Annotated in this window: 15 protein-coding genes and 1 pseudogene; 12 read left to right on the forward strand and 4 right to left on the reverse strand. The window is 58.3% G+C overall.

Annotation, left to right across the window (positions count from 1 at the left end; all coding sequences use genetic code 11):
* Positions 1 to 329: 329 nt before the first annotated feature.
* Positions 330 to 1,022, forward strand: a complete 693-nt coding sequence (locus GIW04_RS19350; RefSeq protein WP_120248551.1) for an NBR1-Ig-like domain-containing protein — start codon at positions 330 to 332, stop codon at positions 1,020 to 1,022.
* Positions 1,023 to 1,030: 8 nt separating this feature from the next.
* On the opposite strand, the gene GIW04_RS19355 is transcribed toward GIW04_RS19350, so the two are convergent.
* Positions 1,031 to 1,666 carry a LysE family translocator gene (locus GIW04_RS19355; protein WP_034133615.1) on the reverse strand — a complete coding sequence of 212 codons (636 nt, stop codon included), beginning with the start codon at positions 1,664 to 1,666 and terminating at the stop codon, positions 1,031 to 1,033.
* 155 nt (positions 1,667 to 1,821) lie between these two features.
* Here GIW04_RS19355 and GIW04_RS19360 point away from each other — a divergent pair, with 155 nt between their 5' ends.
* A complete protein-coding gene (locus tag GIW04_RS19360; RefSeq protein WP_003194030.1) occupies positions 1,822 to 2,193 on the forward strand; it encodes a PH domain-containing protein in 372 nt (123 codons plus the stop codon).
* Positions 2,194 to 2,575: 382 nt separating this feature from the next.
* On the opposite strand, the gene GIW04_RS19370 is transcribed toward GIW04_RS19360, so the two are convergent.
* The 3 genes from GIW04_RS19370 to GIW04_RS19380 all read right to left on the reverse strand — a co-directional run bounded on the left by GIW04_RS19370 (position 2,576) and on the right by GIW04_RS19380 (position 3,808).
* On the reverse strand, positions 2,576 to 2,770 hold the full coding sequence (locus tag GIW04_RS19370; protein ID WP_235369362.1) for a T6SS effector amidase Tae4 family protein: 195 nt from the start codon (positions 2,768 to 2,770) through the stop codon (positions 2,576 to 2,578).
* Positions 2,771 to 2,971: 201 nt separating this feature from the next.
* Positions 2,972 to 3,346, reverse strand: a complete 375-nt coding sequence (locus GIW04_RS19375) for a c-type cytochrome (RefSeq protein ID WP_034133617.1) — start codon at positions 3,344 to 3,346, stop codon at positions 2,972 to 2,974.
* A gap of 30 nt (positions 3,347 to 3,376) precedes the next feature.
* Positions 3,377 to 3,808, reverse strand: coding sequence for a bleomycin resistance protein (locus tag GIW04_RS19380; protein WP_003194032.1), 432 nt, complete (start codon positions 3,806 to 3,808; stop codon positions 3,377 to 3,379).
* Between the two features lie 163 nt (positions 3,809 to 3,971).
* On the opposite strand from GIW04_RS19380, the gene GIW04_RS19385 reads away from it, so the two are divergent.
* The 10 genes and pseudogenes from GIW04_RS19385 to GIW04_RS19430 form a co-directional block, all read left to right on the forward strand.
* Positions 3,972 to 4,334: a response regulator gene (locus GIW04_RS19385; protein ID WP_003194033.1), complete on the forward strand. Its 363-nt coding sequence runs from the start codon at positions 3,972 to 3,974 to the stop codon at positions 4,332 to 4,334.
* Positions 4,335 to 4,546: 212 nt separating this feature from the next.
* Positions 4,547 to 5,161, forward strand: coding sequence for a biliverdin-producing heme oxygenase (locus GIW04_RS19390; protein WP_003194034.1), 615 nt, complete (start codon positions 4,547 to 4,549; stop codon positions 5,159 to 5,161).
* Positions 5,158 to 7,386, forward strand: a complete 2,229-nt coding sequence (locus GIW04_RS19395; RefSeq protein WP_236479136.1) for an ATP-binding protein — start codon at positions 5,158 to 5,160, stop codon at positions 7,384 to 7,386. Before GIW04_RS19390 ends, GIW04_RS19395 begins: the two co-directional genes overlap by 4 nt.
* A 141-nt stretch (positions 7,387 to 7,527) precedes the next feature.
* Entirely contained in the window at positions 7,528 to 7,713 is a 186-nt protein-coding gene (locus GIW04_RS19400) for a hypothetical protein (RefSeq protein WP_144401832.1), read from the forward strand.
* Between the two features lie 115 nt (positions 7,714 to 7,828).
* Positions 7,829 to 9,730: an alkaline phosphatase D family protein gene (locus tag GIW04_RS19405; protein WP_120248549.1), complete on the forward strand. Its 1,902-nt coding sequence runs from the start codon at positions 7,829 to 7,831 to the stop codon at positions 9,728 to 9,730.
* A 137-nt stretch (positions 9,731 to 9,867) separates the two neighbouring features.
* On the forward strand, positions 9,868 to 10,881 hold the full coding sequence (locus tag GIW04_RS19410; protein ID WP_003194037.1) for a sensor domain-containing diguanylate cyclase: 1,014 nt from the start codon (positions 9,868 to 9,870) through the stop codon (positions 10,879 to 10,881).
* 110 nt (positions 10,882 to 10,991) lie between these two features.
* Positions 10,992 to 12,245, forward strand: a complete 1,254-nt coding sequence (locus GIW04_RS19415; protein ID WP_120248548.1) for a 2-aminoadipate transaminase — start codon at positions 10,992 to 10,994, stop codon at positions 12,243 to 12,245.
* Between the two features lie 144 nt (positions 12,246 to 12,389).
* Positions 12,390 to 12,644: a type II toxin-antitoxin system Phd/YefM family antitoxin gene (locus GIW04_RS19420; protein ID WP_003194039.1), complete on the forward strand. Its 255-nt coding sequence runs from the start codon at positions 12,390 to 12,392 to the stop codon at positions 12,642 to 12,644.
* Positions 12,641 to 12,895 (forward strand): Txe/YoeB family addiction module toxin, encoded by a 255-nt coding sequence (locus tag GIW04_RS19425; RefSeq protein ID WP_057710526.1) that lies wholly within the window; start codon positions 12,641 to 12,643, stop codon positions 12,893 to 12,895. Before GIW04_RS19420 ends, GIW04_RS19425 begins: the two co-directional genes overlap by 4 nt.
* A 100-nt stretch (positions 12,896 to 12,995) precedes the next feature.
* Positions 12,996 to 13,320, forward strand: a pseudogene (locus GIW04_RS19430) (hypothetical protein); the annotation flags it as partial.

A 13,320-nucleotide genomic window follows, 5' to 3' on the forward strand; every position in this document is an offset into this window, starting at 1 on the left:
CCCATCAATGATCTTTTTGTAGTCCTGCAACATCGAATCAGGAATTTGCAGGATGCCAAAGCCTGATCGGGCTATGGATTCGCAGCATGCTTTCATTGGACTCATAGCTATATCCACAGATAGATGTAAAGGAATGCAACACACACAAGGTTCGCAAGCATGTGAGAAACCGCGACACTGGATATGCCAACCAAACCGGACCTATCCATGTCTTTCACAACGTCGCCAGCAAGACCAAAGTCTGCATTGCTATGTAACCGTGACGGCGTGCAGGTTGTCCTTTTTGGCGTACAAGATGACGTCTTCCACTGGAAACGGGTTTGCAAAATATGAGCATCAAAACTGGCGATACTCTTCGAGCGCTCGTCGTACGACGCAGTCGAGAGCTGGGCAAACCCCTGACTAATCTGGCTAAGGAAGCTGGCATCTCCAGAACCTATCTTTATGGATTGGCGGGCGGTGCTTCAAAAGATCCGTCCGTACGTACCCTGATAAAATTAGCCAAAGCGCTACGGGTCTCCCCGCTGCTGCTGTTTCGCTACTTCGCCGACCTGACCGGTGCTCCAACTGATGCTTACTCAATGGCTATCACCAACCGGGCCATTGGCTTGTACGACCCATCTGACATTGCTGTATTCAACGCAGACGTGACCACGCCTGACCAGACCGTAGTGCTGCCCGGTGAAACCTTTCAGAAAACCTGGGAGATCCAGAATCTCGGGACCCGCCCCTGGCGCGGCCGGCGATTGGTCAGAGTGGACGGTGAGTACGTGATCGCCCGTCGAACCGCTTCGGGGGAGCCATTGGAAGTGGTGATGGATAGCCATCTGCGAAGCCTGAACAACGATATTCCGATAGCAGATACTTTGCCCGGCCAGCCAGTGCATATCACCGTGGAGTTCGGAGCACCGAGGGAGACCAGTACCGTCACCTCAATCTGGCGTATCGAAGATGAACATGGGCAGCCTTGCTACGGGCCAGCATTCATCCTGCATGTGATTGTCAACGTCATGGCGCGCTGAAAGCAGCCTTACCTGCGCCCTTCCACCGCCATCCGCACCGCCAAGCCCATCAACACCGACCCCATCAGCCAGCGCTGCAGCACCTGCCAACCTGGCCGTGTGACGAAGAACACCGCAATGGAACCCGCCATGCAGGCAATCACCGCGTTGACGCTCACGCTGATAACAATCTGCAGGGAGCCCAGCGCCAGGGATTGCATCAGCACACTGCCATGACCATTCGGGTCGATGAACTGGGGCAGCAACGACAAATACATCACCGCCACTTTGGGGTTGAGCAGGTTAGTGACCAAGCCCATGGTCACTAACCTGCGCGGGCTGTCCTTGGGCAAGTCGCGCACCTGAAATGGCGAGCGCCCACCCGGCTTGACCGCTTGCCAGGCCAGGTACACCAGATACAGCGCCCCGCCGAGCCGCAGCGCGTCGTAGGCAAAGGGCACCGCCATCACCAATGCCGTGATACCCAGCGCCGCGCACACCATATACACCACAAACCCCAGCGCCACCCCGCCCAGGGAAATCAACCCGGCCGTGCGCCCCTGGCAGATGGAGCGGGAAATCAGGTAGATCATGTTCGGCCCGGGCGTCAGTACCATGCCGAGTGAAATCAGGCCGTAGGCGAGCAAGCTGGATATATCAGGCATGGATTGGCTCCTGTTTTTTATGCTGCCAGCGTGAAACCCTTCGCCGACACGGTCGTGTTGAGCGTCATGCTAGGGGCTTGAAGGCCCAGGCGTTAGATACAGATCCGCAAGCAAAACGTCATACACCGGCGGCACCCCTTACCCAGGACAGGCACATGATCGACTTCAACAACAAAGGCTTCTTCAAACTCAAGCAAAACAACGAATACGCCGAACGCGTAGCAGCCCTGCTGCTGGACGGCGAAGAAGTGGTCGACGCCTACAAGGCCATGCGCGACGGCGTCGTGTTCACCACTAAACGCATCATCGCGGTGAACGTGCAGGGGATTACCGGCAGCAAGAAGGACTTCACCTCATTGCCGTACAAGAACATCGTGGCGTACTCGGTGGAAACTTCAGGGTCGTTTGACTTGGATTCGGAGTTGGAGATTTATTTTTCGTCGTTGGGGAAGGTAAAATTTGAATTCACCGGCAAGACCTCGATCGTGGAAATCTCCCGGCTGATTTCCAAGCACCTGCTGAGTTGATCCGCAGGCACAAAAAAGACCTTGGTGCTTCAAGGTCTTTTTTATTGCGGCTCAACTGATACACATCGCTCAAAATGTGGGAGCTGGCTTGCCTGCGATGCCCTTTAAGGAAAAATCACAGCCGCTGATTCACTTAATACTCGGACACATTTTCATTCCCGCCACCTACTCAAACGCCTGCAATACCAAACCGCCCCACTGAACGCTGCTCCCAAAACCACAACCCCATTCCCAACCAACCAAAGCCCAAAATTCCTGCTCTGATCCGCATCCCCTTGATAAAACGGCCCAAAATACGCAGACACGGCCACCACCAAACCGTTAAACACTCCGAGCGCCACTACAACCACCCCGACGACAAACACCACGCCCTTAACCAATTTCATATGACCTTCCAAAACCAGATTTCCCTGGACTCGTGATAGTCCGAGAACGTCCCCTCAATCGAAAACCCCAGCTGGATACGCGGATAACTCAGCCAATCCGTCAACCGCCGTCCATTCCAAAGGTCAATGTGGTCACCGCTGCGATTGCCAAACGTCTCATTCCCTCGGCGCCAAAAAACTTTGAAAAAGATATACCTTGAGCCGAACCCAGCTCAATGTGGGAGCGGGCTTGCTCGCGAATGCTTTGTATCAGTCACCTATTCAGTCACCGGCCCACCGCTTTCGCGAGCAAGCCCGCTCCCACAAGGGGCTGCGTTTAACTGACGGGCATGAAGGCAAGCCCCCCGCCTCTGATCGCGTTGTGCCCGGTGGTAGCCGTCAGCCTGGGCGCCTCACTTGGGCTGGAATGTCGCTAAGTACGCCAGGATATTTTCAATCTTCTCTTGGTCACTGATCCCCCAGAAGATCATCCGCGTACCACTGACCACCGCCTTCGGGTCCTCAATGTAGGCCGCCAGTTTTTCCCGCGTCCACACCACGCCCGAGTTCTTCATCGCATCCGAATACTGGTAGTCCGTGGTGGTACCGGCAGGCCGGCCAATGATGCCGTTCAGTTCCGGGCCAAAACCACCCCGCGCACCCTCACCAATGCTGTGGCAGCCGCCGCAGGTCTTGGAGAAGAGTTTGCCGCCCGCCTCGGCGTCGCCCGCAGCGAGCGCGGGGGCAGCGATAACGGTGAGGGCGAGGGTCAATAACACATACTTCATTCAGGTCTCCCTATCGGCTGTTGCCTTGGATTATGCCTGTTCGACCGGCCTTTCACCCAGCCGCTGCACCAGGCGCACCAGATAACCGTTCGGGTCTTGCACGATGAACTGGCGTTGCCCGGCCTCCACGTCACCGGCTCGGTACCAGGCGTCTTCTACATTGCGGAACAATGGCCAGCCGATTTGCGCCAACCGTAGCAGGATAGGCTCGACGGCGGGCACATCGATTTGCAGGTTGATGCCGCGCCCGAACGGTGGCTGCAACGGTGCGGTCAGCCACTGGCCGGCATCGGGGTCGTATTGTTCGAGCATGATTTGCGCGCCGTGCAGGTCGAGGTAGGCAAAGCCTTCTTCAGCGCGCTGATAGGCAATGGCGAAGCCTAACTGGTCGACCCAGAATGCGAGGCTGGCGCTGAGGTGCGTGACGATCAGTTCAGGCACGAGTGGGTTACGGTTGAACATGGCATTCCTTGGACGACAGGGTGGCGTTCACCTTAACGGATTGTCGTGCCCATGGCTCACAAGTGACCAAACGACCACCCATCGCTTAAAAAACATCCAATCGAACCTATATACCCAACCCCTACTCCACCTTACTGAACCCCCTGATGGTGGAGTAAGGATCATGGCTCAGCCATCGATTTTGGTATTGGAAGACGACGAGATCATTCGGGCGTTGATGGTAGATGTGCTGGAAGACTTTGGTGCGGTGGTGACATCGTTTGCATCGGCAGACGAAGGGATGATTTACCTGGAGCGCGGCGATGACCCGGTGGATTTGATTGTCAGTGATATTCAAATGCCCGGCTTGCTCAATGGTTATGACTTGAGCCGTGTGGTCGCCCACCGCTGGCCTGAAGTACAAGTAGTGCTGACCTCAGGTAATACGAAAATCGCCGCCGAGTTGGGCAGTTCCGTGCGGTTTCTGCCCAAGCCCTGGAGTACCGACCACTTGCTTGAGTGCGTGCAGACAGCATTGACGCACTAGGGCCTGCCCCTGCGTGGATAGCAGCGCGATATCATTTCAACCGAACTTGAGGGCCAGTTCTGCGGTCATGTAAGGTGCAGGGAGCGACTTTTCTGATCCGCTGGTCAGCCTTTTCGCTTCTGCGTTCAGCTGACGACAATGAGTTGTGTAGAATCGTCGCCCATTTTCACGCGTCATTCATGGCCGACAGGCCCACAGTTCGAGCTCATTGAATGCATTCACAGGCCCATGACGTTAGTGCGCCCTCCTTGTTGGAAACGTTGCGCACGGGCACGGGCCTGCTGCATGTGGCGTTGGAACAGCGCCTGCCGTTTTTTTCCGAGCGCCTGGATGCCCAGTGGTATCGGCGCCTGCTGCAAGCGTACTACGGCTTTTATCAGCCGATGGAAGCGGCGCTGTATGACAGCGGTTTGATTCCCGATGGATATGAGCCTGTGTTGCGTGTGAAAACGCCAACACTGGTCCATGACCTGCACGCACTCGGCCTGACTGACCACGCCATCCATGCCCTGCCTCGCTGTACCCAACTCCCCGTATTAAACACGCCGGCTGCGTGTCTCGGCGCCCTGTATGTGCTGGAAGGCGCCACCCTGGGTGGCCAAGTGCTGCGCCGGGAAATGGCCCTGCGCCTGGATGTGAACGCCGACAACGGCGGTGCCTTTCTCAATGTATACGGCGCCGAGACCGGACGGCGCTGGAAAGATTTCCTCGATTATCTGAGCCGCCAGCCACTGGATACAGATGCCGCCGCGCGCGCGGTGATGGCGGCCCGTTCGACATTCAGCGGCTTTGAGCAATGGCTCGACAGCCAGGAGGTATTGCTATGAAACCCGAAGATTTTGAAGAGCTGCTTGCCAACTGCGCCGACGAACCCATTCGTTTTCCGGGGGCCATCCAGCCCCACGGCGTGCTGTTGACTTTGTCGGAACCTGGCCTGAACATTATTCAGGTAAGTGCCAACGTCGGTACGTTGTTCGGCCACGCCCCCGAGGCGCTGTTGGATCAACCGTTGCACAGATTGATTGGCGAGGAGTACGCCCAGGCCGTGCAAACCATGGCCGAGGACAGCGCATTCCTGGACTCGCCGCCCCTGCTTATCACCTTCAAAGGTGAGCAATTCGAAGGCCTGTTGCATCGTCACCAGGGCGTGTTAGTGCTGGAATTCGAACCACGGCTCAAGGATTTCAAACCCCGAGCGCACAATGGCCGCACCAGCGACCTGGGCAAGATGCTGCACCGCCTGCAATCGGCAAAGACCTTGGAGGCGCTATACGCCATCAGCGTCAACGAAATCCAGGCCATGACCGGTTATGACCGGGTGCTCATCTATCGCTTCGAAGAAGAAGGCCATGGCCAGGTGATCGCCGAAGCTTCGGCGCCATCCATGGAGTTGTTCAACGGGCTGTTCTTCCCCGCGTCCGACATCCCCGAACAGGCTCGCGAGCTGTACCGCACCAACTGGCTACGCATCATCCCGAATGCGTCCTACGAACCGGTACCGCTGCTGCCCAAATTGCGCCCGGACACGGGCCAGCCCCTGGACCTGAGCTTCGCTACCCTGCGCAGCGTGTCGCCGATTCACTGCCAGTACATGCAGAACATGGGCGTGTTGTCGTCCATGAGTATTTCACTGATGAAGGGCGACAAACTCTGGGGCCTGATCAGTTGCGGCAACCGCGAGCCACTGCTGGTGCCTAACGATTTGCGCATGGCCTGCCAGCCCATAGGCCAGGTGCTGTCATTGCAGATCAGTGCCATGGAGACCCTGGAGCTGACCCGCCAGCGCGAAGAAAAAGTCGAAGCGCTGGCGCTGTTGGACCTGGCGATGAAAGCCTCTGCCAATAACGTATTCGACGGCCTGGCCCAGCAAGGCCGAATGCTGATGGACCTGACCCTCGCCGGTGGCGTGGCGATCATCGAAGATAAACAATTGCACCGCTACGGCAACTGCCCGGAACCGGCGCAGATACGCGCGCTGCACAAGTGGTTGCAGGGCCACGGCGCACCGGTATTTTCCAGCCATAATCTGGCCTCGGTTTATCCGCCTGCCGCCGAGTATCAGGGCGTGGCCAGCGGCGTGCTTGCCATGAGTTTGCCCAAGCCTGTGGATAACGGCGTGTTGTGGTTTCGCCCGGAAGTCAAAGAGAACATCCACTGGAGTGGCGACCCGAACAAGCCGCTGAACCTGGAAACATCCGACGCGGGCATGCGCCTTCGCCCACGCACCTCGTTTGAAATCTGGAAAGTGGAAATGGCTGGTATCTCCACCAAGTGGAGCCATGGCGACCTGTTTGCCGCCAACGATTTGCGCCGCTCGGCCCTGGAGAACGATCTGTCCCGGCAGGTGCTGCGCGAGCAACAAGCGGTACGGGCGCGGGACGAACTGGTGGCGGTGGTTTCTCACGACCTGCGTAACCCGATGACGGTCATCTCCATGCTGTGCGGCATGATGCAAAAAGCCTTCAGCTCCGATGGCCCACACACCTCACGCCGTATCTCTTCCGCGATCGACACCATGCAACAGGCCGCCGGGCGCATGAATGTGTTGCTGGAAGACTTGCTCGACACCTCGAAGATCGAGGCTGGGCGCTATGTGGTCAAGCCGGTGGCGCTGGACGTCAGCCAGATCTTTGAAGAGGCGTATTCGTTGCTGGCCCCACTGGCCTCGGAAAAAGGCATCGACCTGTCGTTCAATGTCGAGCCCGGCCTGCAGATCAAGGCCGACCCGGAGCGCTTGTTCCAGGTGCTGTCGAACCTGATCGGCAATGCGATCAAGTTCACCCCTCGCCAAGGCAACATCGGCATCAGCGCCATGAGCAACGGTGAGGAGATTGTATTTTCGGTGCGCGACTCCGGTGAAGGCATTGCGCCGGACGATTTGCCCCATGTGTTCGATCGCTATTGGACCCAGACTGAAAACAACCCCACCGGCAGCGGACTGGGACTGTATATCACACAGGGGATTGTCCAAGCCCATGGTGGGCGCATCGAGGCCGAAAGTGAGTTGGGACGCGGCAGTGAGTTCAGGTTTACGGTGCCAAAGCCCGCTTGAAACGCGCTCAATTCATACAAGCCAGACATAAGGTTACGTTTGGCCGGGAACGAAAAACCCGGCCAACTCCACTCAATCAGTACGCAGTCAAAAGGAGTATTGATGCGACAACTATCCTCCAATTGAGTAAGGGGTTTGACCATGATCATCGGTAATTCATTTGACAGCTTCAGCTATAACATCCAGCAAGGCTTGAAAGATAACCAGCCTCGAGCCAATCCCGCACCGACCTCTTCGCCGATTGACAGCACCCCACAGGGGCAGGGCACGCAACCAAAACCCAAAAATTCGGGTATGACCTCTCTCGGAGGAGGCAGGGTGCTTTAAACCGTTGCGGACCACCGGCAACAAGTGCAGCGCACAGCGGTGCACTCCGTTAACAAAACACTGACATCCTCTACGTTACCCTCTCCAGTCCCACTTGGTATGAGCAACGTTCTTCATGCTTCAACCCGACACTTTGCCCGCGGTCATTGCCGGCCCCCTCCTACGACGCCTGGAACCGCAGCGCCTGGTTATCTGGTTGGTGGGCAGCCGTACGCTGCCAATGTCCTTGACGCTGCAATTACCCTCGGGCGAGGCGCTGGATATCCTGCTCGATGCGACGCACTGTCAAGTCGTACCCGTAGGGCGCCATGCCTTTATCCACCTGATCGACGTAGCCCTGAGCCACGCCCTGCCGCAGGACGAAATCATCGGTTACGACCTGTTGATCGACGGCCTCGGCATTGCACAGTGGGCACCGCACTTGCTGTATGGCGACGCGACTACGCCAAGCTTCGTGCTGCATAGCCGCATCCATCACTTGGTGCATGGCTCGTGTCGCAAACCCCACCACCGTGCCGACGAAGGCTTGTTATGTGTCGACCGTCTGTTGGCGGACGCCCGCACACCGCTCGAACGCCCAGCCTTGTTGATGATGAATGGCGACCAGATCTACGCCGACGACGTCGCAGGGCCCATGCTACGCGCCATTCATGGGCTGATTGCGCGCCTGGGCCTGTTCGATGAGTACCTGGAGGGCGCGGTGGTGAGCGACAGCGCCAGCCTTTATGGGCATCGCGCCAGCTACTACCACCGGGCCGACCTGCTCCCTGCACTGGACAGTAACGAGACCTTGCGCGAACGCTTTTTCGGCGGCGTGAAGAAACCAATCTTCACCAGCAGCACCGCCGACAATCACCTGGTGACCTTTGCCGAAGTGATCGCGATGTACCTGCTGGCCTGGTCACCGACACCCTGGGCACTGATCACGCCAGAACCGCCGCCGCTGAGTGCGCAAGAGCAACAACGCTACGCCCGCGAACAGGTTCATATCGATCAGTTCCGCGACGGCCTGCCTGGGGTAGCACGGGTGTTCGCGCACCTGTCGACGCTGATGATGTTCGACGATCACGACATCACTGACGACTGGAACCTCAGCGCCCAGTGGGAAGAAACCGCCTACGGCCATCCCTTCTCCAAGCGCATCATCGGCAATGCCTTGCTGGCGTATCTGCTATGCCAAGGCTGGGGCAACCAGCCCCAGGTATTTGGCGAACTGCTGGGTCAAACCCAGGCACTGACCGGCCAGGTACAGGCCAATCATCTCGACGCGACGGCGCAAGACGCGTTGCTGGAGGCCTTGCTGAAATTCCAGCAGTGGCACTACGTATTGCCCACCACCCCGGCGCTGGTGGTACTCGACACCCGCACCCGACGCTGGCGCAGCGAGTTCACCCTCAAGCAACCTTCCGGCCTGCTGGACTGGGAAGCCTTGAGCGAGCTGCAACAAGCCCTACTGGATCACCCTTCAGCCATCATTGTCTCGCCCGCGCCGGTCTTTGGCGTCAAGCTGATCGAGACGGTGCAAAAGGTCTTCAGTTGGTGTGGCTTCCCACTGCTGGTGGACGCGGAGAACTGGATGGCTCACCGCGGCGCCGCCCAAGTGATTTTGAATATCTTCCGCCACTCACGCACGCCGGGTAACTACGTGATCCTCTCCGGCGATGTGCATTACTCGTTTGTCTACCAAGTGCTGATCCGCCACCGCAACGGCGGCCCCAAGATCTGGCAAATCACCAGCAGCGGCATCAAGAACGAGTTCCCGCCGCGCTTGCTGGAATGGTTCGACCGCCTCAACCGCTGGCTCTACTCCCCGCGTTCGCCGCTCAACTGGTTTACCCGCCGGCGCACCATGCAGGTGGTGCCCTATATTCCCGAGCACGCCGAAGCGGGCGAACGGCTGTGGAACTCGGCAGGCATTGGCCAGGTGTTTTTCAATGAGCAGGGCCAACCGCAGGCCATTTACCAGCACAACGCGGATGGAAGGCCTCGGACAAAGATGATGGCGCCAGAAAAATAGCGTTTCGCCACTCGTCAAAAGCAGCACACCTGCCCTATTCAAAGCGCGCAAGCGCCGATGTACAGTAGCGCCAGCCACGGAGTATCGGCGTCAACCATGACTGGCCTTGGGCGCCAGCCCCCGCAGGAAGCGCGCAGATGGACGATACATCCGGCAAAGAACCGCTACGCAATGAGGTGTCCGACCTTAACGTCGACCTGTTGCACGCCATCATGGAACTGGTCAGTGATGGCATCTGGGACTGGAACGCCAATACCGGCTTCGTCTACCGCAATCCCGGCTGGTACGAAATGCTTGGCTACTCCCACCACTCCCTGGAAAACAGCGTGTTCACTTGGGAGAACGTGATCCACCCCGAGGATTACCCCCGCGTGATGGCGGTGTTTGATGACTACATCTGCCAACGCGCCGCTCATTACCGGGCCGAATACCGTTGCCGAAAAGAAGACGGTACGTACCTCTGGATCGAGGACCGTGGCTACGTCATTGCCCGTAACCCCGACGGTTCAGTGGCGCGCATGGTCGGCGCACACCGCGATATTCATACGCGCAAATGCTCCATCGAACAGTTGCAAAAACGCAACCAGTCTCTGGAAGCGCTGGTCGCAGAGCGCACCCTTGAGTTGTCGCGCGTCAACCAGCAACTGCAATTGCAGCTGGACGAAAACCGCTCCCTGGCCGAGCGCGACGCCCTGACGCGCATCGCCAACCGGTACCGCCTGGAAAAAGTGCTGCTGGAGGAATGCGACCGCGCCGAGCGCTTCCGCCTGCCCCTGGCACTGGTGGCCATGGATGTCGATGACTTCAAGCCCATCAATGACCAATACGGCCACGGCGTCGGCGACCAGACGCTGATACGGGTAGTGGAACACCTGGAAGCCTGCGTACGTAAAAGCGACTTGCTCGCGCGCTGGGGCGGCGATGAATTTATGGTGGTGCTGCCCAAAAGCAACCTGGACACGGCCAAAGAGCTGGCCGAAAGGATTCGCCATAAAATCAAGGCGGCGGCCCCCTTGGGCGCGTTGAACGTTACCCTGAGCCTGGGCGTAGTAGAGCGGCGCATGGGGGAATCTCCGGCGGCGCTGATGGCGCGGGCCGATCAAGCCTTGTATCGGTCCAAGGCGGCGGGCAAGGATGGGGTGTCGGAATAGACCGCAGCTCCTTCCAAGGTGGAATGACCCGGCAACTTTATTTCGTTTGCGGCAAGGCCAGGCGCGCGGCTTAGATAGCGCTGCGCCCACCACTGCCGAGTCCAAGAGTCATGAGCCACGCTAGCATCAGCCAGTCGATTTCAATCGTTCACCCCATCAGCCTGAGCCACGGTAAAAACGCAGAAGTCTGGGACACGGCGGGTAAACGTTATATCGACTTTGTCGGCGGTATCGGCGTACTCAACCTGGGCCATTGCCACCCGGCCGTGGTGGCGGCCATATGCGAGCAAGCCACCCGGCTCACCCATTACGCGTTCAACGCCGCACCGCATACGTCCTACATCGAGTTGATGCAACGTCTCAGCGCTTTTATCCCGGTGGAATACCCGGTCAGCGGCATGCTCACCAACAGCGGCGCCGAGGCGGCCGAAAACGCCCTGAAGATCGCCCGTGGTGCCACCGGGCGCACGGCGGTAATCGCCTTTGACGGCGCCTTCCACGGGCGCACCCTGGCGACCCTCAACCTCAATGGCAAGGTCGCGCCCTACAAGCAGAAGGTCGGCGTACTGCCTGGCCCTGTGTATCACCTGCCCTACCCCAGTACCGATAACGGCGTGACCTGCGCCGAAGCGCTGAAGGCTATGGAGCGTCTGTTCAGCGTTGAAATCGACGTAAACGACGTGGCGTGCTTCATCATCGAGCCGGTGCAGGGCGAAGGCGGTTTTCTCGCCCTGGACACTGAGTTCGCCCAGGCGCTGCGGCGCTTCTGCGACCAGCACAACATCCTGCTGATCATTGATGAAATCCAGTCGGGTTTTGGGCGCACCGGCCAGCGTTTCGCCTTCTCGCGCCTGGGCATCGAGCCGGACCTGCTGCTGCTCGGCAAAAGCATCGCCGGCGGCATGCCATTGGGGGCGGTGGTCGGGCGCAAGGCGCTGATGGACAACCTGCCTAAAGGTGGGCTGGGCGGTACGTACTCGGGCAACCCCATCGCCTGTGCCGCGGCGCTAGCGACCCTTGAGGTGATGAGCGACGAACATCTGCACGCGTGGGGCGCCGCGCAGGAAGCCGCGATTGTGGGCCGCTATCAAGCCTGGCGCGCACAGCAACTGTCGCCCTACCTGGGCCGCCTCACCGGTGTCGGCGCCATGCGAGGCATTGAACTGGCCCATGCCGACGGCACACCCGCCCCCAAGCAACTGGCGCAACTGCTGGAGCTGGCGCGAGAGGCCGGCTTGCTGCTGATGCCCAGCGGCAAGTCGCGGCACATTGTGCGCTTGCTGGCACCGCTGACCATTGAACCCGCGGTGTTGGAGGAAGGCCTGGATATTCTCCAGGCGTGTCTCGAAGAACTGGACGAGTAAAATGTATCAACAGGTTTGACGCTGCTCCACTCAGTCGTTGAGCTTGTTCGTGAAGTCCGGGCGAGGTGGATGACCGTTGATAAGATTCCCGTTGTGGATATGTACGTATTTCTGTACGTTAAACCCACCCAACAAGGAGTTCCCATGGAAACTATCAACTACACCAACGCCCGAGCCCATCTGTCCGAAACGATGGACCGCGTCAACGATGATCACGTCCCACTTCTACTGACTCGACAAAAAGGCGAGCCCGTGGTGATGATCTCGTTATCAGAGTTCAATGCTCTGGAAGAGACGGCTTACCTGCTGCGCTCACCTAAAAATGCCGAACGTCTCATTAACTCAGTCAACAGCTTACGAGCAGGCAAAGCCAAGCCAAGGCGGTTGATTGAAGAATGAACATACTCTTTACCCCTGAAGGCTGGGACGACTACCTCTGGTTTCAACAGAACGACAAAGCCGGGCTCAAGCGCATCAACCTCTTGATCAAGGCCATACAGAGAGCCCCCTTCGACGGCGTGGGAAAGCCTGAACCTCTCAAACATAATCTGAGTGGTTTCTGGTCTCGGCGAATCACCGCGGAGCATCGTCTGGTTTATGGCATCGAGGATGATGAAGTACAAATATTGATGTGCCGCTACCACTACTGAAATTGTTCTGACGCCCGAGCCAACCTTGACCTGATCCCCCCACCCGCTGAAAATGCCCGACGTTTTTTTGTCTCTCCGCATACTACGCAGTGAAATTTTAATGCCTGATTCCTACACCGAAAAATCCGCCGAAGAATCCGTAGTCGCCCTGCACGCCAAAGCCGAATACGAAAACGCCATCAATCTTTCACAGCATGTGCCGGCCGCCAAGATCATCAGCGAGATGGTGCTGGACGCGTTTCACACCTCCAAGGAAAGCGACCAGATCCGCGAGCTGCGCGTTGCCATCCGCCAGGCCCACGATGCCTTCGATGATGACAAAGCCTATGAGCTGATGGGCCAGCTCAAGCAATTGAAAGACGCCGAAGCCGCAGACAACGCCGCCCTGGAACACCTGAGCAGCCAGTTCTCGATCAGCCGCATCC

The organism is Pseudomonas sp. PA-4-8C (assembly GCF_021606625.1).
Classification (GTDB): domain Bacteria; phylum Pseudomonadota; class Gammaproteobacteria; order Pseudomonadales; family Pseudomonadaceae; genus Aquipseudomonas; species Aquipseudomonas lactis.